Genomic DNA, 21,167 nt, shown 5'->3' with positions numbered 1-21,167 from the left:
AGAGTTTCCTGCCTAAAAATTGTATAGGTGCTTGGTTCGAGAAATTAAAAATTGGAAGCATTTGAGATTTGTGAGTATTTCGAATCATCATGCAGCCCCATCATTCTTGCTCGAGTGGTCATTCCTTTTAACCATTTCATTGTCCTTTAACCGCTCGTACTCCTCGACCGCAATTACCACGACGACGGCCCGACCATGCTTGGTCACCGCCACCGGCTCAGCTCGCGCAAGATCAATAAGCCGCCCAAATTCGTACTTTGCGTCTTTCGCGCTTAGGGTTCGCATTTCCCTGCTCCCAGCCTATGGTCTTTCATTTTGGCCATTTTGGCTAGATTTTGCAATGGTCTATCGCGTCCAAGGTCGCGTGTCAGTCGCCCCGATTCCACGATGTTGATTTCCACGCGGAACTGCCTTCAAGGTGTGCGGACGGAGCATCTTGCGGCTGGGCCCTTCAGGTAAATCTCCGTCAGAGACAAGAGGCGACCGTCGTCGTGATGGATGAGTTTCCAGCTTGTTTGGCGGCCGGACATTTAGCTGAAAGCCACGTTTCCTGATCGTCGGTTCGGCGCATTTGCAAGGTGTATGGATTTGCGACCGATGTTGGGGGAAAGCTTTCCCCCTGGTCGGCACCGGCGTTGCCGACGCACCCCCATCAGCGGGGAGACCCCGCAACGCCCCCTTCAGAGTGAGAGTGCGGACGGGTTTCCCGTGACGGGTTGAGGGCTGGAAGAGAGGCTTCCGGCGCCCGTCGCGGAGTTCATCCCGATGGCCAGACACGATCGCAGCCCCGCTGACGGTGGCGCGCGCAGCAACCTTTACGACGACATCACCAACAAGCTCATCGCCGAGCTAGAGCAAGGGCGGTTGCCATGGGTTCAGCCCTGGGGTGCGTCGCCCGGCACTGCCCCGCTGGGCCTGCCGAGAAATGCTTCAACCGGCCGGTTTTATTCCGGTATCGATATTCTCATTCTCTGGGGTGCTGTCATCCAGCACGGTTTCCCCGGTCAAGGGCGCGGAACGCATCGCGGCCACCTGGGCCAATAACCGCAAGGTCGCACAGGTCGCCTTCAAACCTGACTGGGCAAGACATGCCAAGGCAGCACCCTTCAAGCGCAACGACCAGATGCTCGGCGTCATGCCGATCGGGGTCATCATCTTTCCCGGTACGGGTATTCAGGACAACCTGGCCGACAAGGCCCGCAAGATGGGCATCCCGGTCTATCGCTTTGGGGCCGGCAGCGCGTGAGCGCTGCCTTCCCACCTCATCATGAGTATGACGATAGCGCCCGCCGATCATTCCATGTCCCCCAAACAGGCATATTCATGCTATATGTCGCGGTGCGCCATGGTGGTGGTGGAAGGCGCAACCGTCCAACCTTTTGCACGGAGACACCACCATGATCGTTCTCGGAATCCTCGTTTCCATCGCAGCCATCGGCACGATGTGCTGGCTGCTGTTTAACCTCGCCGTCTTCGCCCTGCCGTTCTTCATCGGCCTGAACGCGGGCATCTGGGCCTATGGCACTGGGGCTGGCTGGCTCGGCGGCATCGTCGTCGGTCTTCTTGCCGCCGGCCTGACACTGGCAGTCGGCCAGGGCCTGCTCATGCTGGTCCGTCCGATCTGGGCGCGGCTGCTGATCGCTCTGGCCTTCGTCGCGCCGGCGGGGATGGCCGGGTTCTATGCCACGCTTGGTATCGTCAAGCACATGATGCCGTCTGAGACATGGCAGCTCATCTTCTCGGTGATCGGGGCGATTGCGGTGGGCGTGGCGGCTTTCCTGCGCGTTGCAGGCATGGCGGCAGCCGGTCCAGCGGACGAGACTGTCGCGCGCGTGTAAAAATATCTTGCGCGGTTACTTTGAGCCCATTGCGTCCACTCGGACATGGTGCGGTAGGATCAAGGTGCCGGCTGGCACAGCATCTAAGTTGCAGAATTAGTACTGCCACGGCGGTAGCTGAGCGGGTAGAACTGACCTGCGCTGTGGTCGGCGGAACGGCCTATTCGCCGCTCATTCATTCCGTTGAATGACAGGCCTGAGTGATCACGTGCTTAATGTACCTCCACTGTTTCCCGCGGAAGAACTGTCCATGGAGAGCAGAAGCCTGTATCCCGACGAGCCGTAAGGCCCGATCTGGCGTCCATAGCTCTGTGTTTTGAACTTTAGTAAACTGCCAGATCGCGCAGCCGCTCATTCCGCCGATCGCGGGGCTGCAAAACCGATCCCCTGAAAACGATACCCCCTCTCGATCGAGTGCCAGAAAGAGGTCCAGCTGCGCTGAGACTGGCTGACGGGCACTTTGAGGAGCCGTTGCCATGACGGAGGTGCGATAGCTCGTTGGTTTCCCCGACAACTTCATGCCATCTTTCTTCAGCGTAGCTGAAGGGTAGCCAACCAGGAGGACATCTTCGTCCAACTCGGGATCCTTGCCGATTGAAATGTCTACAGCCCGCCAGCCCTGCTTCACGATGGTGTGGACTTCAGGTTCTTTTATCTCGATGCAAAGGATGTCAATATCTACACTAGGATCATCAACTGGCTTAAATACATTGGAGATCCCAAGAGTTTGAAGGCTTGAGCCTTCAGGTGACCTTGCGATCGCAAGGTCCGCCGGATTGCAGTCATCAAGGATATGGCGAGCTGTTAGCAGAAACAGCCTGTTCTGGCAGCTGATGAAAGTTCCGGTAGCTAGGTGATCTGCGTCATCCTCCTCTATCGCCTTGAATATCGGAACGGACGAGCGAAAGCCGAAGTCCTCAATGGCCCTTTTAATTTGATTATCGATTTCAGTCTGCATCTCTCGATCTCCCCTGCTGCCTTGACTATTTAGCGTGAAAACCAAATGTATGCATCACTTCAGGGAAACGCAGCACCCGCGAAGCTTTGTCCGCAGAGCAGTCATTGCCTCTAGATTTCCTACCCGTAGCGGGCTTGACGGCAACCGGGCCCGCGGACGGAAACCTTGCATCCACCTGAACTGCAATGATCCGTTGGTGCCGACCAGAAGCGGATGCGAATTATCTTCCATCTTCGTCAGGAAAATGGTGGCAGACAGCGACCAAGCATCGGATCAGCACGCTTGAGGCACAGACGCGGCCTGTAAGTGCGCAGAACGGTCAGCTCCAGCGTTTGTGGACCGACCAGAATCCGGTTGGGCGATGCCGGAGGAAGAGGCCAGGAAGAGAGATGCGCATGGCCTGAGACGCAGGGTGACAGGCAAGGCCGGTATTACCCGTCTAGTCATCATGATGGGCCTCAAGATTGCCACGTCTCCGTTCAGCCCCCGTGTCTCAACCGCTCCAAACGGCCTCTTCAATGGCCTGATCTGGCCGAAGAACAGCGCGATGCGCTTCGATCGCTTTAGCGCAACAGCGTCGTCACAACTTTCTTCCCCTGACGGCAGAGCCGCCATTCCGCGCGGAACAAGAAAGTTTCTCCTGTGCTGTCCAGCCCCCAAAGGGCGTGCGCCAGCGTTCGTCTCCGGCCGGTCGATCGCCATAGAGGCCGCAATGGTGCGGGCTCGGAAACGGAAAACGGAGACTTAAAATGGCAACCATCGGCACCTTCAAGAAGACCGACTCGAACGACTTCACCGGCGAAATCGTCACCCTCAGCGTCCAGGCCAAGGGCGTGCGCATCGTCCCCGACCTGCGCGCCACCGGCGAGAACGCCCCCAGCCACCGGGTTCTGGTCGGTCGCGCCGAAATCGGCGCCGCCTGGTCCAAGCGCTCCAACGAGGGCCGCGACTATCTGGGCCTCAAGCTGGACGATCCGAGCTTCAACGCCCCGATCTACGCCAACCTCTTCGATGACGAAGAAGGCGAAACCTTCTCCCTCATCTGGTCCCGTCCCAACGGTCGCCGCGGCGACTGAGGCGCGGCACAAAGGCCCCGACCACAAGGTCGGGGCCTTTCTCATGCCCGCAGGAAAGCCGTCACGACCACCGCAACCGCTACACCCGGTTCTCCACCCGCACACCGGGCATGCGGATGAACTCCTTCATATTGTTCGTCCCCACGATCAGCCCCTCGCTGCGGGCGTGTGCGCCGAACTGCATGTCGTCCGGCCCGCCAGGCCTGCCCGCACGCTCCAACTCGCGCGGACCTGCCCGTAATGGGCGGCCGCCCTGTCGCCCAGCGGGCCGCGCTTTCGGCTGCGCCGGAACCACGCAGTCGCGCGTTTCCGCCATTCGGGTGCGATCACTGACACGGGAATGTCGTCAGGGCGTCTCCCATGTGATGCGCAACAGTACTAACGAGAGATTCTTTAATGGATTGATCGGGTTAGGCGATCCACTTATCGCGTTAGATGCGCTACCGCAAAACCATTCAATACCGCAGCCTTTTCAAGTCGGACGTAGCCTTGTGCCGTCCGGCTTTGGGAGGACGCGCCATGCAGAGCATAGATTGGCGTACTCCGGCGGCCTATAAACGCATTAAAGACCTTCCGCCCGCCGGTTTCGCCTGGGAATATCTTCGTCGCAACGAAGACTATCGCCGTGACGTCGAGAGACTCACGCAGAGGAGAGAACCCGCGGGAGAAGAGGTTAACGCCTTTGCTTCCCGCTGGGGGGTGCGATTTCGCACACGACCCCGACGCGCAGCCTGACGGCGCACCGCCTTTCTGGTCGCCGCATTTCAATCCGCAGGCCATTATTCTGTCTCCGGTCGAGCAGAACGATCCGGATGACGGGCAGCTTGTCGCTCTCGCACATCTCGATGGCCTGATCCTGCGCCGCGCACCGGATGGCTGGCACGCAATCTGGCGTGTCGGTGGGATGGAGCATCAATTCTGGCTGCCACAGGGCGCGATCGATGCGGCAGCTTTCTATGCTGCAATCCTGCCCATGGACGAGTTCATGGAATTACGCGCCCATGCGGCCCGCCGCCTTTGGAGGTGCCTGACAGGCCGCTCTCCGGGGCCGGATATTCGCGCCATGCCAGCGCAGCTTCGGCAGTGGCACCTTCTGTCGCTGCGGGCGCTGGACGCACGGCTGCACGGCGAAAGCTATCGCGCCGTTGCCGAAGTCCTGCTTGGCTTCCGTGGCGACAAGGAAGATTTCGAGACTGATCCGCGCAAGAACAAGGCACGTCGTCTTGTTGCCCACGGCATCAGGATGATGCGCGGAGGCTATCGGCTGCTTTTGCATTATCCGGTCAAGCCGATTCCACGATCAAAAGGCGACTGAGGCAATCTCACTGATTCCTGTTTGCCGCAGCCTGTTCCAGTATTTGCCTGTAACCTTCCCGCGACAGCCATTGAGCGCGTTCCAGATGGCTCTGCCAGCATCGCCGGGTGCGCATCTCATCTGATGCCGGATCGCGGTGCAGAACAATTCGCGCCACTTCCTTCCAGTCGGCTTCCTCGGACTTGGCGTCCAGAATACGCAGATAGGTCACGAAGTGCTGCTCGTCATAGGCGGTGATGACATGGCCGGACGGGGCCAGATCATCCACATCGGGATCAAGTTCGACGGGTGCTTTCACGGTCATTCCCCTTCTTTCAGAAGAGTTTCTGCGGTTCGCCCCCGCAATAAAACTCTCTGACTCCTGGTGATCGGGGAGTTAGTAACCGTGACTAGACGGCCCCATGGCCTTTAGCTGGAAAGCCTGTTGCATACGCCACAGGCTCCCCGACCATAGGGTCAAGGAGTATGGTGCCGTCACGGCCGACACCAACCGCTAGTCAGGGGTTACTACGCCCCCGGAGCAGTGCGTCTGCTCCATCTGTATTCATAGCCGAACTGCATGCGGATGTCTTGGGCGAATCCGCATCGGCCTCCCTGAGTTGCTGAAATCTCACGTCTTTTCGCGCTGACATAGCCCCTTTCGGGGGTGCCGTCTGCGCATAGGCGCAAATGCGGCACGCTACACGCCGCCGATCACTTCCCATGGTTCGCCATAGCGCGCCGCCGTCTCCGGCAGCCGCATCAATCTGACGAACCGGAGGTGATCTCATGGCCGAGCGCCGCAACACGGAAATGCCACCGCGCATGCTGCGTACTCAGGAAGCAGCACGTTTCCTTGGCATTTCTCTTCGCACGTTGGAAAAACACCGGACCTACGGGACCGGCCCGACCTATCGCAAAATCGGTGGCCGGGTTCTCTACACGGTCGAGGATCTTCAGGCCTGGGCCGACATCGGCGCACGCAAATCCACCAGTGACAAGGACGCCGGCACGGTCTTTCCGGCTCGCCCCCTGACGCCTGAAGAGCGGAGCAAGCTCTGAATGCGGCGCGTCGATCACCCTGACGCTCTGCGGCGAGAAGGCGGCAGCGAGCGCAGCCACCTTGATCCCTTCGTGGTCGCAACCGGCGATGCCAGTCCGCGCGACCAGCGCGATCTGATGGAACGGCCTTTCTTCTCGCTGGCGAAGACGCCGCGCACGAAGCCCATCCTCTACAAGACCACCGATGTCGAGGTGCAGGTGTTCGGGATGCCCGAACATGCAATGGCGACGATCTGGGATGCTGATGTCCTGATCTGGGCTGCAAGCCAGATCGTCGCCGCCGAAAACAACGGCATCAAGACATCCCGCTTCTTCCGCTTCACGCCCTATCATCTGCTGCGCGCCATCGGCCGCGACACCGGAAACCGGCAATATCTGCTGCTGAAGGCAGCGCTTGCCCGGCTGCAATCCACGGTCGTCGCCACGACGATCCGTAACGGCACGCATTGGCGCCGCCGCCAGTTCTCCTGGATCAACGAATGGGAGGAGATGACCACGCGCGACGGTCGCGTCGAGGGCATGGAGTTTGTCCTACCCGAGTGGTTCTACAACAGTGTCCTTGACCGTTCGCTGGTCCTGACCATCGACCCGGATTATTTCCGGCTGACCGGCGGTATCGAGCGCTGGCTCTACCGTGTCGCCCGTAAACATGCCGGACATCAGCCGCATGGCTGGTTGTTCGAGGTTGCGCACCTCTACCAGAAGTCCGGCAGCATGGCCCGGCCATCGGACTTTGCGCTGGACCTTCGCCGCATTGCTGCCCGCCAGCCGCTGCCCGGCTACAGGCTCAAGATCCTGCGTGAAGACCGCCGCGAACTGCTGCGAATCCGCCCTGAAAATCTATCCACAGTGCCTGTGGATAACATTGTGGATGCCGTCGGTACATCAGGCGCAAAGGGTATCGGTACATCAGGCGCAGCACTATCGGCACATCAGGCGCACGAACCCCAGTTAAGTCTCTGGAACGAAAAGACGAATCCGGCTGCTAACTTAGAATCTAACATAGAATCTAACTTTTCTTCTTTGACGCGCGCGCATGAAAGGCACGGTGCCAGTGCCACTTCCCGCCGACCTGGGCGGGGTACGCCATGATCGTCGCGCTCCTCAATCAGAAAGGAGGCGTGGGCAAGACCACGCTGGCGCTGCATCTTGCCGGAGCCTGGGCTGCGCAAGGCAAGCGCGTCATCCTGATCGATGCCGACCCGCAAGGCTCCGCACTCGACTGGTCGGAGCGGCGCAGCCATGAAGGGCTGCCAAGGCTGTTCACCGTCATCGGCCTTGCCCGCGATACGCTGCACAGGGAAGCGCCGGAGCTGGCGCGTGACGCCGATCATGTCGTCATTGATGGTCCACCCCGTGTCGCTGGTCTGATGCGCTCAGCGCTGCTTGCAGCCGATCTGGTGCTGATCCCGGTGCAGCCATCTCCTTTCGACGGCTGGGCCTCGGCCGAGATGCTGGCGCTTCTGAACGAAGCGCGCATCTATCGACCGGAGCTGTCCGCCCGTTTTCTGCTGAACCGATGCGCTGCGCGCACCGTCATCGCCCGCGAAACGGCCGAGACACTGGCGGACCATGATCCGCCCTTGCTGGCCACGACGATCGGCCAGCGTGTCGCCTTCGCCGAAGCCGCACAGACCGGACGGCTCGTCTCGGAGACTGATGGCGGCGAACGGGCCGCACAAGAGGTCACAGCGCTGGCGGCCGAAATCGATGGCCTCGGTATCGGGAGGATCGTGCCATGACACGTCCGCCCGTCAAATCCGGCTTCGCATCGCGTCCGGGCAATCCCTATAGCTGGGTCAGGGCCGCCGAGGCGCCAGCAACCGGCAAGACGCCGACGGAGGCATCCACCGCCCGCCTGACCATCGACATTACGCCCGAACTGCGCGGACGCATCAAGGTTGCCGCTTTCCGGCGCGGCGTCACCGTCGCCGTGATGCTGCGCGAGCTGCTGGTCCGCGAGTTTCCACCAACCGAAGGAGATCAGCCATGACCGGCAAAACCGTGCGCGCTGCTCATGAACATCCGCAGGCGGACGGGCCTGCACCGTTCACCACATTGGTCGAACTGACCTTCCAGAAGAAGAAGGTCGAGCGGTGGATACGCTTTGGCCGCAATAGCTTTGAGCAGATCATCGACCGACGCCGCAGTCTGATCGGTTTTGCGCCCGAAAGCATCTTCGCTTTCGTCCGTTGGGCCTCCAACGATTACGGCACCATCGTTTCGCGGCTCGACATCCTGCGCGCTACCGGGCGTGGCGAACCGTTCCAGACCGTGCCCTTCGTTCGTCCTGGCGGCGAGATCCTGCTGCGGATCGATGGCTGGCCAAAGGTTCAGCGGGTGCTGGCCCTGATTGATGCCGTGGACGCGCTTGGCGTCGATCCGGCGGATGTTGCGCCGGATCATTGGCGGCATGTCCACAACCGTTTAAGTGCTGGTCAGGAACCCAATCCCTATACCCCGGAGCGCCATGCCGCATGGGTCAGCCGCCGGAGGATCGCGCCGTGAGCCGCCGTCATATCCTCGCCGTGTCGATGCTGGCCGTCGGAACGCTTGTTGCTACGGCTGTTTCCGATCTGCCAACCCGGCTGATCTGGAATGCGACTGCCAGCGCGCCCATCGGCTTCTACACAGTTGCTCCCGCTGATGCGCTCGAAGTGCCCGAACTGGTCGCCATCATGCCGTTTGAGCCGCTGGAGCGGTTCATGGTCGATCGCGGCTATATCGGACGCGGCGTCCCGCTGCTGAAGCGTGTCCTCGGACTGCCGGGGCAGCGCGTCTGCCGCAACGGTGCGACCATTACCGTCGATCATGTCGAGATGGGGGACGCGCTGGAGCGCGACCGCATGGGCCGCGATCTGCCGGTCTGGCAGGGCTGCCGCATCATCGGCGACGGTGAACTCTTCCTCATGAATTGGGACATCCGCGACAGCCTCGACGGTCGTTACTTCGGACCTGTTCCCGCCAGTTCCGTCATCGGCCGGGCGCGTCCGCTCTGGACCGATGGGGAAGGTGATGGCCGCTACGAATGGCGGGCGCCCACGCATTGAACCCACGCCACATCCACCAACACAGGAGACATACCATGCCACAGATCGGTCAATTTGCGCGTAACGCATCCGGCTTCGCCGGTCAGCTCGTCACGCTCACCATGAAGCGCGATCTCGTCATCGTGCCCGCCGAACATTCCGATGCGGAGAATGCGCCGGACTATCGCGTCCATTACATTGAACATGACGGGCCGGAGGTCGGGGCTGCATGGAAACGCACCGGCGAAAAGGCTGGTGAGTATCTCTCGGTGCTGCTCGACGATCCCGCCTTGCCGCAGCCGATCCGCGCCAATCTGTTCCGCGACGACGATGCAGGCTCGTCATGGTCGCTGCACTGGAGCCGTCCGCGGCCCCGCGAAGATCGGGACTGAGATCATGCGATCCCGCGCCCTTCTTCTCTTCACGGCCCTTCTGTCGGCGGGCAGCGGATTGACGCCAGCGATTGCGCAGGTCACGCCGCAACCCGCGCCTGTCACTGCGCATCCCCATGCTGCTTTCATTGCCGAGGCGTCACAGCGTTTCGGCATTCCAGAGCACTGGATTCGGGCCGTGCTGCGTGTGGAAAGCGCGGGCGATGTGCGCGCCATCTCATCGGCGGGGGCAATGGGACTGATGCAGGTCATGCCCGATACCTGGGCGGGCCTGCGCAGCCGCCATGGCCTCGGGCGCGATCCTTACGATCCGCGCGACAACATCCTCGCAGGTACGGCGTATCTGCGCGAGATGTGGGACCGCTATGGCAATGTCGCGGCCATGCTTGCCGCCTACAATGCCGGTCCCGGCCGCTATGACGAGCATCTGGCGACAGGCCGCACTTTGCCCGTAGAAACACGTGCCTATGTCGCCACGCTCGCACCTGTTCTCGGGCATACGGCTGCGCTTGATGTGCCGACGATCGTGCCGCCGTTACCGCCGGATTGGCGCGAAGCTCCGCTCTTCGTTGCGCAATCCAACGGCAATTCGGCGGCAGCCAGTCAGCAGTCGAACGACGTCCGCGCAACCGTTCCTCTACGTCATTCCGTCGATCAGGAGCCGCAGGACGGCGGCATATTCGTGGCCCGTGCAAGCAATGGAGATGCACCATGAGCATGGCGTCTCTACGCGCTTTCGGTCCGCTTCCGGTGTGCAGTCAGGCAGGGGGTCGCCTGGCTGTATTCCCGGCAGGAAGGGCAAAAAGGGCAGGGAAGGCGGAGGGCAAGATAAAGGAAACCGGCACCCTGTCGGGCCGGTTTCTGGGCAAACCCTTGTCTGCACACTGTTTTGAGGCGCGGCGCACGGCACCGTGCTTTTGGGTCTCTCGTGCCGCGATATGGCGGGAAGCCTTGGCTTTGCTGGGTTTTGACCGGCACTATAGCCGAATATCGCCCGATTTCTCTGAATTTTGGCTGGAGGCGCGTCCGTGAGCGCGGACGACGAGAACCGCTTTCGCCCCAAGCCAGGTCGGATCAAATCCGACGTCCCTAAGGCGGGCAAGGCGAAGAGCTTTCTGACGCAGGCAAAGAAGCTGGCGCGTCAGCATAGCAACAGCCTTGGCAGATCATCATCATTCGCATCACGGACGTCCTCGTCGCCTTCATCTGGCTTGGCCGGAAAGAGCGGGAAGGCATCGCGGACTGGCAAAGGTCCGGGCGTCAAGCGTGGCCGCGGCGCGGCCTTTGTCCGCGCACGCGCCCTGTCGGGCGGCTGGCGGCACGGTGCGGCCGGCGTGCGCCGCGTCGTCGTCAAAACCCGTTATGTCCAGAGCGCGGGGAGGAATGGCAAAGGGGCTGCCCATCTGCGCTACATCCAGCGAGACGGCACCTCGCACGATGGCGAACGTGGCCAGCTTTATTCCGCCACTGAGGATCGTGCCGATGGAGATGCCTTCCTTGATCGCGGCAAGGATGATCGCCACCAGTTCCGCTTCATCGTTTCGCCCGAAGATGCCGCCGATCTTTCCGACCTCACCGAACACACACGCGATCTGATGAACCGCATTGAGACCGACCTTGGCACGAAGCTCGATTGGGTGGCGGTCAATCACCACAATACCGGCCATCCCCATGTCCATGTCATCGTTCGGGGTAAGGACGATCTGGGCGAGAACCTGGTCATCAATGGCGACTATCTCGCCAATGGTATTCGTGAGCGGGCGAGCGAACTGACCACGCTGGAACTTGGCCCCGTGACCGAGATCGAGCAGAGCCGCAAGCTCTCTGCCGAAATCGATCAGGACCGCTTCACGCGCATCGACCGCGCCATGACCGAGGAGGCCGACGAACGGTTCCTCGACCTGCGCCATGAACCGGCAGATGCACGCCGCCAGTTTAACCGCACGCTTCGCCTGCGCCGTCTCGCCAAACTCGAAAAGATGGGAGTGGCCACGGAACATGCACCCGGCGTCTGGGAGCTTGGCGCGAAGATGGAACCGGCGCTGCGTGAACTCGGTGAGCGCGGCGACATCATCCGCAACATGCACAAGGCGCTGAAGGCCGATGGGCAGGAGCGCGACCCGATGACCTTCCAGCTTCACGATGCAGCACCCGCAGCACCCATCACTGGCCGCGTCGTGGACAAATATCTCACCGACGAGATGGGCGAGAACCTGACGCTCGTGGTGGACGGCATCGACGGGCGAACACACCATCTTCCCGGCATTGATCCGGCCCGCGTTGAAGATGCCCGGATTGGCAGTATCGTGGAAGTCGGCCCCGCCGATACAGCACAACGTCCCTCTGATCGCACCATCGCTGCGATCTCGGAGAATGGTATCTACCGACCAAGCCGCCACCTCGAACAGGCGAAGTTCGAGGGACGTGTACCGGGTGGTGATTACGAGGGCTATGTTGATACCCATGTACGGCGACTGGAGGCGCTGCGCCGCGCCGGGATCGCCGCACGGATCGACGCTGACCGGTGGCGCATCTCCGATGACTTCGAGAGCCGCGCCACCGCCTATGATGCCGGTCGCAACCGGCAGGCCAGCATCCGCGTCATCTCGACGTTCGATCTGGAAAAGCAGATCGGCGCCGATGGTGCGACTTGGCTGGACCGGCGACTGGTGACGTCGGACGCTTCGGACATTACCCCGGCAGGGTTCGGTCAGCAGGTGCGCGACGCCATGGACCAGCGGCGCGAGCATCATATAGCACAGGGCGATGCCGTGCGGCAGCAGAATGGACGCATTCTCTATCGGCGCAACCTGCTCGCCAATCTGCGCGAACGGGAAGTGGCCCGCGTTGGTGCGGAAATGGCCAGCAGCAAAGGCTTGCCGTTCCGGGCGGCTGTCGATGGCGAAAATGTCAGCGGCAAGTTCACCGGGACCGCACATCTATCGAGTGGCAAGTTCGCCATTGTCGAACAGAGCCACGAGTTCACCCTTGTCCCATGGCGGCCGGTGATCGACCGCCAGCTAGGGCGTGAAGTCATGGGCATGGTTCTGAACGGATCAGTTTCGTGGCAGCTTGGACGGCACAAGAGCTTGTCACTGTAGTCGCAACTGTCCTTAACGAATTTGCGAATCGCGGATTTGCTCGACGTTCAACATATCGCTTGGTTGCCATCGATAAAGCTACTGGTTGTCGTCATCATAGACGCGCCTGCATTCCTCAATTCGGGGAAGATTTTTCCATATCCAAGAGTTAACGCTTTCAAGCACCTGCAATAACTCGGAGCCCATATCGGTCAATTGATATTCAACGCGTGGCGGCACTTCGGGGAAATAGTGCCGTATCACCAAGCCATCTCGCTCAAGATTCCTCAGGGTAAGAGTCAACATACGATGTGTGATCCCTTCAATCTCGGACTGAAGCGCTGAGAAACGAAGTGTTCGTCCGTTAGCGAGCGAAAGATGCCAGATTACTTGAGCCGTCCATTTGTCTCCAAGCTTTCCACAAATCCCGTTGGATGGGTATGGCTGGAAGTGGCGACCATCATCCGCATGGTTACTTGTTTTACTGACCATCATCTTCTCCAAAACGCACATCTTTGTGCCTGACGCTAAGAAATGTGCGGTCTTCCGACCTGTTCGGAATTGTATATATGGATAGCTCTTGTTCAACACGAGGGTATCCCATGATAAACGATCGACGTCCAATCTTGGTTTTTGGCGCCACTGGCCGGCAGGGCGGATCAGTTGCCAAAGCATTGTTGAAGGCCCGCTGGCCTGTTCGTGTTCTTGTGCTCGATCCTTCAGGTCTCGCGTCCGTTGCGTTGCGAGATGCAGGTGCCGAGCATGTGCATGGGTCGCTCGCGGACACGGACGTGATTGCTTCCGCGATGAGAGATGTCCATGGCGTCTTCAGTGTGCTGCCAGCTAACCTGTCGGCGGAGGAAGAGGTTCACTATGGAACTTCGATTGCTGATTTGGCGGCGCAAAGCCGCATCGAACACTTCATCTATTCCTCGGGTGCAAGTGTTGGTGACAGGTTGACTGGCGTTCCGCGGTTCGATGCGAAGCCGCGGATCGAAGCACATATTCGCGCCTTGTCAATCACGGCAACCATTGTCCGGCCAATGATTTTCATGGAGATGCTCGTGCGGCCCGGCTTCGGCCTGGATGAAGGACGGCTGATCTCCCTGATCCGCCCCGATCACTCGATACAACTCACTGCCGTGGAAGACATCGGAAAAATTGTTGCAGCGATGTTTGCGGACAAACCGCTGTTTGCTGGCGTGACGCTAAAGATTGCGAGCGACAGAGTTACAGGCCACGAGTTAGAAGCCGCCTTTACCGAAGTTGCCGGCAGAACCATCACGTATTCCCGATTTCCAGATGAAGTCCTAGCAGCCAATGTTGATCTCCGACATATGGCGTCGAGCTTGGAGGATGGGCCGCTTGCGGAGCATGTCGATCTGACCGCTATGCGGAAACTCAATCCAGAGCTGCTTTCATTGAGGTCTTGGCTTGCTGGCAGCGGCCGCGATGCCCTCAACAGGGCGCTGAGCAAAGTGAGCGAGTAATAGTGGTCAATTGTGGGGCTCGCTCCTACCTATCCGCAGGGAGGTCGGTCGATGCGAGCATACTCAGCAACGCTTTGTCGATGACCCCACGGAGAAGCTGGTCACCTTTCGCAAGCAGGCGGCGAGCTTGCTGATGATCGATGAGTAGGAGACGTGTATGCGGCGGCGAAGGCAAAAAGAACATGTCGGCGAAGCGATCCCCCTGTCCTCTTTGCGCAGTGGTCGTTTCCCCATGGCTGTCCTTGTTCAGACGCTTGCTGTCGCTGAATATCTCAGCTTTCACCGCGCCGCCTTGGCGCTCGGCGTCAGCCAGTCGAGCGTTAGCGCTCGGATAAAGGCGCTGGAGGAAGACCTTGGCATTGTTCTCTTCGACCGCAACACGCGCGGCGTCCGACTGACGGAAGCCGGACACTGTTTCGTCGATCAGGTTGGCGAGGCCATGGGCATCATCGACCGCGCCATCAAGATCGCCGGGATGCAGGCGCGCGGCGAGGCCGGAGAACTTCGCATCGGCGTGCATGCGCTCACCCCAGGCTGTTTTCTCGACCGGCTATTGGAGCGCTTCCACATCGACCATCCCGGTATCCGGCTGCAAGTTGCCGAGGGAACGGCGAGAGAGGCTCAGTTCATGATCCGCGAAGGCAGGCTTGATGTGGCCTTCGGTGCTTGTATGCATGAGACACCTGATCTCAGTTCTTGCGTGATCTGGCGCGACCGCCTGATGGCCGCGATGCCGGTAGAACATAGCTTGGCGTCACAACCAGTTGTCGATTGGGACCAGCTTGTGGATGAAACGTTCCTAGTTTGTTATAGCGGCACTGGGCCACAGGTTCACGACCTGATCGTGGCTCGGGCCGCCGGCAAATGGCTGACGCCAACAATCCAACGATTAGATGTTGAGCGCAGCACGCTGCTGTCCATGATAGCGAATGGGCACGGCATCTCGATTTTCGCCAAGGAAGGTGCGGCGGACAGTACGGCGAATGTTGCTTTCCGACCGATTCGGGACGAGCCTGAAACCATCCCGTTTTCCGCTATCTGGTCGCCGTCCAATCGCGCGCCCGCTCTTCTCAAGTTGCTCGCGCTGGCGAAGAATATGCGCTGATCATTTCCAATGACCCGATAGCAACCAATCACCAGAAGAGTGCCGGAAGAATACCGCGACAGCCCGCCCTATTTGCCGCCGATAGTATCCTACATCCCTTGGGCAATGCCTTTGCTGTTGCAGAACCGATGATTGCCTATTCTCTGATCAGCTCCGTCTCTCTTGCCGATTGGAGCCTGTATGCGCGGAGGCCGAATACTCTGGGGGCAGATTGCTGTCGTATTAACCATTGTCATGGTGATGACATGGGCCGCGACGCAATGGGTGGCGTTCCGGCTTGGCTTTCAGCCGCAGCTCGGAAGCCCGTGGTTTGATCTGGCCGGTTGGCCGTTCTACCATCCGCCCGCCTTCTTCTGGTGGTGGTTTTCCTTCGACGCCTATGCGCCCGCGATTTTCATGCAGGGCGCGGCGATTGCCACGTCAGGCGGTATCCTCGCCATTGCCGCCGCCATCCTCATGTCGATCATCCGGGCACGCGAGGCCCGCAACGTCGCGACCTATGGTTCGGCGCGATGGGCCGAGGACAAGGAAATCCGCAGCGCCGGGTTGCTCGGCCCGGATGGCGTCTTGCTCGGCCGATACGATCGCGACTATCTGCGTCATGACGGGCCGGAGCACGTCCTATGTTTTGCTCCCACGAGGTCGGGCAAAGGCGTCGGCCTTGTGGTGCCGACGCTGCTGACCTGGCCGGGAAGCTGCATCGTCCACGACATTAAAGGGGAGAACTGGACGCTGACAGCGGGCTTTCGCTCTCGGCACGGTCGCGTCCTGCTGTTCGACCCGACCAACGCGAAGTCATCGGCCTACAACCCGTTGCTGGAAGTGCGGCAGGGCGAATGGGAAGTCCGCGACGTGCAGAATATCGCGGACATATTGGTCGATCCCGAAGGCAGCCTCGACAAGCGAAACCATTGGGAAAAAACCAGCCACAGCCTGCTGGTCGGCGCGATCCTCCACGTCCTCTATGCCGAGAAGGACAAAACCCTGTCCGGCGTCGCCAACTTCCTGTCCGATCCTCGTCGTCCGGTCGAGGCGACCTTGCGCGCGATGATGGACACGCCGCATCTGGGCGATGCCGGCGTGCATCCCGTCATCGCCTCATCAGCCCGCGAGCTGCTGAACAAGAGCGAGAACGAACGGTCGGGCGTGCTGTCCACCGCCATGTCGTTCCTCGGCCTCTACCGCGATCCGGTCGTGGCGCGCGCCACAGACCGTTGCGACTGGCGGATTGCTGATCTGGTCGACAGCCGCCGGCCGGTCACACTCTACCTTGTCGTGCCGCCGTCCGACATCAACCGGACCAAGCCGCTGATCCGGCTCATCCTCAACCAGATCGGCCGCAGACTGACCGAGGAACTGACGCTATCCGGCAAGCGGCATCGCCTGCTCATGATGCTGGACGAGTTTCCGGCATTGGGGAGGCTCGACTTTTTTGAAACCGCGCTCGCTTTCATGGCAGGCTACGGCCTCAAATCCTTCCTGATCGCGCAGTCTCTCAACCAGATTGAGCGCGCCTACGGGCCGAACAACAGCATTCTCGACAACTGTCACGTACGCGTCGCCTTCGCCACCAATGACGAGCGCACCGCCAAACGGGTATCGGATTCCCTCGGCACCGCGACCGAAATGCGCGATTCCACCAACTATGCAGGACATCGGTTGGCTCCGTGGTTGGGGCATCTGATGGTGTCGCGGCAGGAAACAGCGCGGCCGCTCTTGACCCCCGGCGAGATCATGCAGCTTCCGTCCGCCGACGAGATCGTCATGGTCGCGGGAACGCCGCCGATTCGGGCGAAGAAGGCTCGCTATTTCGAGGATGCTCGATTGCAGGAGCGCATCCTGCCGCCGCCCGAGCTGCCATCTGTTCCGGCGACTAAGCCGGCAACCGATGACTGGACGAGCCGCGTTATCCTAGCGGCGGACAGGCCAGCGATGACCCCTGCCAGTGGCGCGGAGGGCGATGCCGACAATGCTGGCATCCGCCGCGAGCCGGAATTGCCCGAGCATGAGGAGATCATCCCGCCGCCACTAACGCCCGCCCAAGAGTTCGACATTCTGGACGAAGATCCGGATGTGGACTCCGCCAAGGCCCGCGCACTGCGCTCGCGGATGCGGATGATCGCCCGGCAGGCCTCGATGACCCCCGATGACGGTATAGAACTTTGAGAGGCCGCCCATGACGACGCGCACCCGCATGAATGTCTATTTCGACCCAGAACTGCTCAAACAGGTCGAGGCGCTTTCGTTGCGCCGCCAGATATCGAAGTCCGCCATTGTCGAGGCAGCCGTCGCGTCGTTCTTGTCGGGCGACACGTCGGATCGGCTGGAAGCGGCCATGTCGCGCCGCCTCGACAAGATCGGCCGACAAATCGACACGCTGGACGAAGATCTCGCCGTGCTCGGCGAGACCCTATCCTTGTTCGTCCATTTCTGGCTGACGATGGCCCCGCCGTTGCCCGACAGCGTCAAGCAATCCGCACGGATTAAGGGGAATGAGCGGTTCGAGGGCTTCATGCAGAACCTCGGTCGCAGACTGGCGAACGGGGACAGATTTCTCAAGGAACTATCAAGAGATGTGCCACAAAAATTCGCTGCAGAAGCGTTCTCTCAAGAAGGTAATACTACTCCAGATGATCAAGTCGGCACCACTTCAGCGAGATGATGGGTATAGAGACCGCGCTATCGAGTGCCTTGGGGAACGCGAAGGACCGCCCTTCCTACTATCTCTTTGCCAAGAACGGCGCGCGCGACTGCATCGGTGTTGCGCCAATCCTCGACAATCGCAATGCTCGGATTCAGTCGGCCGCTCCCAACTTTCTCAGCCAGACTACTCAACACCGATGTGGTGTCGATGCGTCCTAGTTCGTTACCCAGAAAAAAACCGTACAGCATTGTGCCGCCATATGCAGTTCCGGGACGTAGTCGAAAGGCGTCGGGTCGAAAAGTCGTGACATCGTCATGTGCTGCGTTGCCGAACAGAACGCAAATTCCCTCCGATGTCAGATTCACGAGGGCCTCGGCCAGTAGCGTACCTCCAACGCCTTCCAGTATGAGATCGAAAGGTTGCTTCGAAAAAATTCCATCTTCCAGTAGCACGATGTCCCGCGCACCGAGAGATCGAACCAGGGTGTCATCAGCCGGGCTTCTTATAAGAGCGGTTACATGTGCATTTGCTTCGCTCGCGAGCTGAATTGCTAACCGTCCCACGGCACCCGTGGCCGCCGTGATCAAGACTCTGTTCCCTGGCCCCAATTGTTTTTTGGAAAGGGCTAACATTGCAGTCATTCCCGCCACGGGCAATGAAACAACCGTCTCGAATTCAACGTTGTCCGGAACTGCGGCAGCTAACTGTTCGGGTGCTGCAATCTGTTCTGCCCATGCTCCCTCCAGCATTAGTCCAAACACCCTGTCCCCGGGCAGAAACCGGCTGTCTGTATCGGACTCCAATACAATGCCTGCGTATTCCCAACCGGGACGCCAGCCCGCCGGAGAATCATTGAGAGCGGTATGGATTTCACCATGGTTTAACGAGATAGCATTTACCGAAACGAGTATCTCGCCTGCCTTGCGCGCCGGCGGGGGAGCTTCCGATAGAATGAGATGACGTCGGTTTTCCTGTAGATCGACATGAACGGCTTGCATGTAGCATATCCTGGGTGTTTAGTTTCTCAAGGATACTTAGCAACCCACACACGGCGATGTAAGAAGGAACCAACTGGCAACATGGGAACCGCGGAGAAACCACCCTCTCAAGTTTTGCAACCAAGTGGCTGTGGTCTTGCGACTGTCCTTGAAGCAGTTTCAGGAAAATGGGCGCTGATGGCTGTTGGCGCCTTATGTGAGGGACCTCTTCGTTTCAATACTTTGCGACGAACAATAGGCACTGTCTCGCAGAAGACGCTGACTCAGACTCTGCGCACTCTGGAGCGGAATGGGCTGATTCATCGAGAAGTCATTGCTACCGTTCCGGTAACAGTGATCTACTCGCTTACAGATTTAGGCGCGGAATTTGCTGCAGCCTCTCAGCCTCTTCGTCGCTGGTCCGAGAAAGTTGAGTTACGTATTCTGTCCAGTCGGGCATCATACAGATCCGAACCAGATATTTCGTGATCAATCCTATTCACCGCCATGCCCCGCCGATGGCCGCACGCGCGTAAACACCTGTTGAAACAGCCCAAAATCAGGTTCTTTTAATCGACCCCGATCCGGGGTCCGTCTTTTGCGCGCCCCGTCATGAACGGGGCCGCTATGACTGCATCATATCAGAAACCGGAAACGATCGCCCGTGGCGCGCGGATGCTGCGCACTGCGCTTGGAGCATCCATCGCCCGGTTTCTGGAAGATCCTGGTGTGGTTGAGGTGATGCTGAACCCGGATGGCCGGATCTGGATCGACCGTTTGTCCGAAGGGCTGGCCGATACGGGGGAGAGGCTGTCCGCCGCCGATGGCGAACGGATTGTGCGCCTCGTCGCCCATCATGTCGGGGCAGAGGTTCACGCCCGCAGCCCGCGTGTGTCGGCAGAGCTTCCCGAAACCGGCGAGCGGTTTGAGGGGCTTCTGCCGCCTGTTGTCGCCGCACCTGCCTTCGCCATCCGTAAGCCCGCCGTCGCGGTGTTCACGCTCGACGATTATGTGGCTGCCGGGATCATGACCGGTCTTCAGGCGGAGGTGCTGCGCCTGAACGTCGCCACGCGCGCCAACATCCTCGTCGCAGGCGGCACCTCCACCGGCAAAACCACACTGACCAATGCGCTCTTGGCCGAGGTGGCGAAGACCTCGGATCGTGTCGTCATCATTGAAGACACGCGCGAGCTGCAATGCGCCGCGCCCAATCTCGTGGCCATGCGGACCAAGGATGGCGTTGCCACGCTTTCCGATCTGGTGCGCTCATCGCTGCGCCTGCGCCCTGATCGCATTCCGGTCGGTGAGGTCCGCGGGTCCGAAGCCCTTGATCTGCTCAAAGCCTGGGGAACAGGCCATCCCGGCGGCATTGGCACCATCCATGCCGGTTCCGGCATCGGTGCGCTGCGCCGCCTCGAACAGCTCATCCAGGAAGCCGTCATCACCGTCCCGCGCGCTCTGATCGCCGAGACCATCGACCTTGTTGCTGTCCTCGCCGGACGCGGATCGTCGCGACGGCTGGTCGAACTCGCCCGCGTTGATGGGCTGGGACCGGACGGCGATTACGCCATTACCCCCGCTACCACCTCGAAAGGAGGCCCATCATGATCCCCACACTTTCCCGCGCCTGCCGCTTCATGGCGACATCGGCGGCAGCCGTTTCCATCAGCCTGATGCTGGCGCCCGCCGCTCATGCCTCCGGCTCGTCGATGCCCTGGGAAGCGCCGCTGCAATCCATCCTTCAGTCGATCGAGGGGCCGGTCGCCAAGATCATCGCCGTCATCGTGATTATCGCCACCGGCCTGACGCTGGCATTTGGCGACAGCTCCGGCGGCTTCCGTCGCCTGATCCAGATCGTGTTCGGCCTCAGCATCGCGTTTGCGGCGTCGAGCTTCTTCCTGTCGTTCTTCTCGTTCGGCGGCGGGGCGCTCATCTGATGGCGGGCGGCCTCGAACAGCTCGACGCGGTGCCGGGCTTCACTGTCCCGGTCCATCGGGCGCTGACCGAGCATATTCTGCTCGGCGGCGCTCCGCGCTCCATCGCGATCATGAACGGCACACTGGCCGGGGCCGTCGGCCTCGGCCTGCGCCTCTGGCTGGTCGGCCTCGCCATCTGGGCCATCGGCCACTTCGCTGCCGTCTGGGCGGCGAAACGCGATCCGCTCTTTGTCGAGGTCGGGCGCAGGCATCTGCGCATCCCCGGTCATCTGTCGGTGTGAGGGC

At 60.4% G+C, this 21,167-nt stretch carries 26 protein-coding genes and 3 pseudogenes; 23 read left to right on the top strand and 6 right to left on the bottom strand.

The genetic code is table 11. The features are described 5' to 3' along the window. Positions 1–87: 87 nt before the first annotated feature. Positions 88–285 (bottom strand): type II toxin-antitoxin system prevent-host-death family antitoxin, encoded by a 198-nt coding sequence (locus QBD01_RS24925; RefSeq protein ID WP_280994972.1) that lies wholly within the window; start codon positions 283–285, stop codon positions 88–90. A gap of 480 nt (positions 286–765) precedes the next feature. On the opposite strand from QBD01_RS24925, the pseudogene QBD01_RS24920 reads away from it, so the two are divergent. From QBD01_RS24920 to QBD01_RS24910, 3 genes and pseudogenes are all read left to right on the top strand, one after another. Beyond that, positions 766–1,026: pseudogene (locus QBD01_RS24920) on the top strand (ArdC-like ssDNA-binding domain-containing protein); the annotation flags it as partial. Beyond that, positions 1,007–1,246, top strand: a pseudogene (locus tag QBD01_RS24915) (SLOG family protein); the annotation flags it as partial. The pseudogenes QBD01_RS24920 and QBD01_RS24915, both read left to right, overlap by 20 nt. Before the next feature lie 151 nt (positions 1,247–1,397). Then, positions 1,398–1,838 (top strand): hypothetical protein, encoded by a 441-nt coding sequence (locus tag QBD01_RS24910; protein ID WP_280994971.1) that lies wholly within the window; start codon positions 1,398–1,400, stop codon positions 1,836–1,838. Between the two features lie 175 nt (positions 1,839–2,013). Here QBD01_RS24910 and QBD01_RS24905 read toward each other — a convergent pair whose 3' ends face one another. Beyond that, positions 2,014–2,796, bottom strand: a complete 783-nt coding sequence (locus QBD01_RS24905; protein WP_280994970.1) for a hypothetical protein — start codon at positions 2,794–2,796, stop codon at positions 2,014–2,016. 749 nt (positions 2,797–3,545) lie between these two features. On the opposite strand from QBD01_RS24905, the gene QBD01_RS24900 reads away from it, so the two are divergent. Continuing rightward, positions 3,546–3,872, top strand: coding sequence for a DUF736 domain-containing protein (locus QBD01_RS24900; protein WP_111783405.1), 327 nt, complete (start codon positions 3,546–3,548; stop codon positions 3,870–3,872). 79 nt (positions 3,873–3,951) lie between these two features. On the opposite strand, the pseudogene QBD01_RS25490 reads toward QBD01_RS24900, so the two are convergent. Beyond that, a pseudogene (locus QBD01_RS25490) lies at positions 3,952–4,139 on the bottom strand (VapC toxin family PIN domain ribonuclease); the annotation flags it as partial. 168 nt (positions 4,140–4,307) lie between these two features. On the opposite strand from QBD01_RS25490, the gene QBD01_RS24895 reads away from it, so the two are divergent. Both QBD01_RS24895 and QBD01_RS24890 read left to right on the top strand, forming a co-directional pair. Beyond that, on the top strand, positions 4,308–4,607 hold the full coding sequence (locus tag QBD01_RS24895; protein ID WP_392391479.1) for a transcriptional regulator domain-containing protein: 300 nt from the start codon (positions 4,308–4,310) through the stop codon (positions 4,605–4,607). 46 nt (positions 4,608–4,653) lie between these two features. After that, complete coding sequence (locus QBD01_RS24890) at positions 4,654–5,187, top strand: DUF2285 domain-containing protein (protein WP_280994983.1); 534 nt, start codon at positions 4,654–4,656, stop codon at positions 5,185–5,187. A 7-nt stretch (positions 5,188–5,194) separates the two neighbouring features. Here the strand turns inward: QBD01_RS24890 and QBD01_RS24885 are convergent, their stop codons facing one another. Next, positions 5,195–5,485, bottom strand: coding sequence for a DNA -binding domain-containing protein (locus tag QBD01_RS24885; protein ID WP_280994969.1), 291 nt, complete (start codon positions 5,483–5,485; stop codon positions 5,195–5,197). A 470-nt stretch (positions 5,486–5,955) separates the two neighbouring features. Between QBD01_RS24885 and QBD01_RS24880 the strand changes: the two genes are divergently transcribed. From QBD01_RS24880 to QBD01_RS25485, 9 genes are all read left to right on the top strand, one after another. Continuing rightward, the gene (locus tag QBD01_RS24880) at positions 5,956–6,228 is read left to right on the top strand and encodes an AlpA family transcriptional regulator (protein WP_036743091.1); all 273 of its coding nucleotides are present in this window, start codon (positions 5,956–5,958) and stop codon (positions 6,226–6,228) included. Further along, positions 6,229–7,320, top strand: a complete 1,092-nt coding sequence (locus QBD01_RS24875) for a replication initiator protein A (RefSeq protein ID WP_280994968.1) — start codon at positions 6,229–6,231, stop codon at positions 7,318–7,320. It abuts the gene before it with no gap. Further along, positions 7,317–7,970, top strand: coding sequence for a ParA family partition ATPase (gene parA, locus QBD01_RS24870; RefSeq protein ID WP_280994967.1), 654 nt, complete (start codon positions 7,317–7,319; stop codon positions 7,968–7,970). The genes QBD01_RS24875 and parA overlap by 4 nt, the downstream gene beginning before the upstream one ends. Next, positions 7,967–8,221: a hypothetical protein gene (locus tag QBD01_RS24865; RefSeq protein ID WP_280994966.1), complete on the top strand. Its 255-nt coding sequence runs from the start codon at positions 7,967–7,969 to the stop codon at positions 8,219–8,221. The genes parA and QBD01_RS24865 overlap by 4 nt, the downstream gene beginning before the upstream one ends. Continuing rightward, positions 8,218–8,736, top strand: coding sequence for a DUF2840 domain-containing protein (locus QBD01_RS24860; RefSeq protein ID WP_280994965.1), 519 nt, complete (start codon positions 8,218–8,220; stop codon positions 8,734–8,736). The genes QBD01_RS24865 and QBD01_RS24860 overlap by 4 nt, the downstream gene beginning before the upstream one ends. Next, complete coding sequence (locus tag QBD01_RS24855) at positions 8,733–9,278, top strand: S26 family signal peptidase (RefSeq protein WP_280994982.1); 546 nt, start codon at positions 8,733–8,735, stop codon at positions 9,276–9,278. Before QBD01_RS24860 ends, QBD01_RS24855 begins: the two co-directional genes overlap by 4 nt. Before the next feature lie 35 nt (positions 9,279–9,313). After that, entirely contained in the window at positions 9,314–9,649 is a 336-nt protein-coding gene (locus QBD01_RS24850) for a DUF736 domain-containing protein (protein WP_280994964.1), read from the top strand. Positions 9,650–9,653: 4 nt separating this feature from the next. Continuing rightward, complete coding sequence (locus QBD01_RS24845) at positions 9,654–10,364, top strand: transglycosylase SLT domain-containing protein (protein WP_280994963.1); 711 nt, start codon at positions 9,654–9,656, stop codon at positions 10,362–10,364. A gap of 313 nt (positions 10,365–10,677) precedes the next feature. Beyond that, positions 10,678–12,750 (top strand): relaxase/mobilization nuclease domain-containing protein, encoded by a 2,073-nt coding sequence (locus QBD01_RS25485; protein ID WP_392391478.1) that lies wholly within the window; start codon positions 10,678–10,680, stop codon positions 12,748–12,750. 78 nt (positions 12,751–12,828) lie between these two features. On the opposite strand, the gene QBD01_RS24835 is transcribed toward QBD01_RS25485, so the two are convergent. Beyond that, positions 12,829–13,224, bottom strand: coding sequence for a helix-turn-helix domain-containing protein (locus QBD01_RS24835; protein ID WP_280994962.1), 396 nt, complete (start codon positions 13,222–13,224; stop codon positions 12,829–12,831). A 107-nt stretch (positions 13,225–13,331) separates the two neighbouring features. Here QBD01_RS24835 and QBD01_RS24830 point away from each other — a divergent pair, with 107 nt between their 5' ends. The 4 genes from QBD01_RS24830 (at position 13,332) to QBD01_RS24815 (ending at position 17,986) form a co-directional block, all read left to right on the top strand. Next, positions 13,332–14,219 (top strand): NmrA/HSCARG family protein, encoded by an 888-nt coding sequence (locus QBD01_RS24830; protein WP_280994961.1) that lies wholly within the window; start codon positions 13,332–13,334, stop codon positions 14,217–14,219. A 157-nt stretch (positions 14,220–14,376) separates the two neighbouring features. Further along, positions 14,377–15,324, top strand: a complete 948-nt coding sequence (locus QBD01_RS24825) for a LysR family transcriptional regulator (RefSeq protein ID WP_392391477.1) — start codon at positions 14,377–14,379, stop codon at positions 15,322–15,324. 180 nt (positions 15,325–15,504) lie between these two features. After that, positions 15,505–17,490, top strand: a complete 1,986-nt coding sequence (locus QBD01_RS24820) for a conjugal transfer protein TraG (RefSeq protein ID WP_280994960.1) — start codon at positions 15,505–15,507, stop codon at positions 17,488–17,490. Positions 17,491–17,500: 10 nt separating this feature from the next. Further along, on the top strand, positions 17,501–17,986 hold the full coding sequence (locus QBD01_RS24815; RefSeq protein WP_280994959.1) for a CopG family transcriptional regulator: 486 nt from the start codon (positions 17,501–17,503) through the stop codon (positions 17,984–17,986). A 17-nt stretch (positions 17,987–18,003) separates the two neighbouring features. On the opposite strand, the gene QBD01_RS24810 is transcribed toward QBD01_RS24815, so the two are convergent. Next, on the bottom strand, positions 18,004–18,966 hold the full coding sequence (locus QBD01_RS24810; RefSeq protein ID WP_280994958.1) for an alcohol dehydrogenase catalytic domain-containing protein: 963 nt from the start codon (positions 18,964–18,966) through the stop codon (positions 18,004–18,006). Here QBD01_RS24810 and QBD01_RS24805 point away from each other — a divergent pair. From QBD01_RS24805 to QBD01_RS24790, 4 genes are all read left to right on the top strand, one after another. Continuing rightward, positions 18,952–19,434 carry a winged helix-turn-helix transcriptional regulator gene (locus QBD01_RS24805; RefSeq protein WP_392391476.1) on the top strand — a complete coding sequence of 161 codons (483 nt, stop codon included), beginning with the start codon at positions 18,952–18,954 and terminating at the stop codon, positions 19,432–19,434. The genes QBD01_RS24810 and QBD01_RS24805 overlap by 15 nt on opposite strands. A 138-nt stretch (positions 19,435–19,572) precedes the next feature. Then, on the top strand, positions 19,573–20,553 hold the full coding sequence (trbB, locus tag QBD01_RS24800) for a P-type conjugative transfer ATPase TrbB (protein ID WP_280994956.1): 981 nt from the start codon (positions 19,573–19,575) through the stop codon (positions 20,551–20,553). After that, on the top strand, positions 20,550–20,882 hold the full coding sequence (locus QBD01_RS24795; protein ID WP_244455947.1) for a TrbC/VirB2 family protein: 333 nt from the start codon (positions 20,550–20,552) through the stop codon (positions 20,880–20,882). The genes trbB and QBD01_RS24795 overlap by 4 nt, the downstream gene beginning before the upstream one ends. Next, positions 20,882–21,163 carry a VirB3 family type IV secretion system protein gene (locus QBD01_RS24790; RefSeq protein WP_094544663.1) on the top strand — a complete coding sequence of 94 codons (282 nt, stop codon included), beginning with the start codon at positions 20,882–20,884 and terminating at the stop codon, positions 21,161–21,163. Before QBD01_RS24795 ends, QBD01_RS24790 begins: the two co-directional genes overlap by 1 nt. Positions 21,164–21,167: the final 4 nt, after the last annotated feature.

This window comes from Ochrobactrum sp. 19YEA23, from assembly GCF_029909865.1.
Lineage (GTDB): Bacteria > Pseudomonadota > Alphaproteobacteria > Rhizobiales > Rhizobiaceae > Brucella > Brucella gambitense.
This window is presented reverse-complemented; position numbering and strand designations above follow the sequence as displayed.

Bases quoted from the DNA above. Each gene is read 5' to 3' on its own strand.
- QBD01_RS24925 (WP_280994972.1), bottom strand. From the start codon at position 285: ATGCGAACCCTAAGCGCGAAAGACGCAAAGTACGAATTTGGGCGGCTT.
- QBD01_RS24820 (WP_280994960.1), top strand. From the start codon at position 15,505: ATGCGCGGAGGCCGAATACTCTGGGGGCAGATTGCTGTCGTATTAACC.
- QBD01_RS24910 (WP_280994971.1), top strand. From the start codon at position 1,398: ATGATCGTTCTCGGAATCCTCGTTTCCATCGCAGCCATCGGCACGATG.
- QBD01_RS24905 (WP_280994970.1), bottom strand. From the start codon at position 2,796: ATGCAGACTGAAATCGATAATCAAATTAAAAGGGCCATTGAGGACTTC.
- QBD01_RS24880 (WP_036743091.1), top strand. From the start codon at position 5,956: ATGGCCGAGCGCCGCAACACGGAAATGCCACCGCGCATGCTGCGTACT.
- QBD01_RS24815 (WP_280994959.1), top strand. From the start codon at position 17,501: ATGACGACGCGCACCCGCATGAATGTCTATTTCGACCCAGAACTGCTC.
- QBD01_RS24895 (WP_392391479.1), top strand. From the start codon at position 4,308: ATGCGCTACCGCAAAACCATTCAATACCGCAGCCTTTTCAAGTCGGAC.
- QBD01_RS24790 (WP_094544663.1), top strand. From the start codon at position 20,882: ATGGCGGGCGGCCTCGAACAGCTCGACGCGGTGCCGGGCTTCACTGTC.
- QBD01_RS24860 (WP_280994965.1), top strand. From the start codon at position 8,218: ATGACCGGCAAAACCGTGCGCGCTGCTCATGAACATCCGCAGGCGGAC.
- QBD01_RS24830 (WP_280994961.1), top strand. From the start codon at position 13,332: ATGATAAACGATCGACGTCCAATCTTGGTTTTTGGCGCCACTGGCCGG.
- QBD01_RS24795 (WP_244455947.1), top strand. From the start codon at position 20,550: ATGATCCCCACACTTTCCCGCGCCTGCCGCTTCATGGCGACATCGGCG.
- trbB (WP_280994956.1), top strand. From the start codon at position 19,573: ATGACTGCATCATATCAGAAACCGGAAACGATCGCCCGTGGCGCGCGG.
- QBD01_RS24805 (WP_392391476.1), top strand. From the start codon at position 18,952: ATGAACGGCTTGCATGTAGCATATCCTGGGTGTTTAGTTTCTCAAGGA.
- QBD01_RS24875 (WP_280994968.1), top strand. From the start codon at position 6,229: ATGCGGCGCGTCGATCACCCTGACGCTCTGCGGCGAGAAGGCGGCAGC.
- parA (WP_280994967.1), top strand. From the start codon at position 7,317: ATGATCGTCGCGCTCCTCAATCAGAAAGGAGGCGTGGGCAAGACCACG.
- QBD01_RS24900 (WP_111783405.1), top strand. From the start codon at position 3,546: ATGGCAACCATCGGCACCTTCAAGAAGACCGACTCGAACGACTTCACC.
- QBD01_RS24810 (WP_280994958.1), bottom strand. From the start codon at position 18,966: ATGCAAGCCGTTCATGTCGATCTACAGGAAAACCGACGTCATCTCATT.
- QBD01_RS24850 (WP_280994964.1), top strand. From the start codon at position 9,314: ATGCCACAGATCGGTCAATTTGCGCGTAACGCATCCGGCTTCGCCGGT.
- QBD01_RS24845 (WP_280994963.1), top strand. From the start codon at position 9,654: ATGCGATCCCGCGCCCTTCTTCTCTTCACGGCCCTTCTGTCGGCGGGC.
- QBD01_RS24835 (WP_280994962.1), bottom strand. From the start codon at position 13,224: ATGATGGTCAGTAAAACAAGTAACCATGCGGATGATGGTCGCCACTTC.
- QBD01_RS24865 (WP_280994966.1), top strand. From the start codon at position 7,967: ATGACACGTCCGCCCGTCAAATCCGGCTTCGCATCGCGTCCGGGCAAT.
- QBD01_RS24825 (WP_392391477.1), top strand. From the start codon at position 14,377: ATGCGGCGGCGAAGGCAAAAAGAACATGTCGGCGAAGCGATCCCCCTG.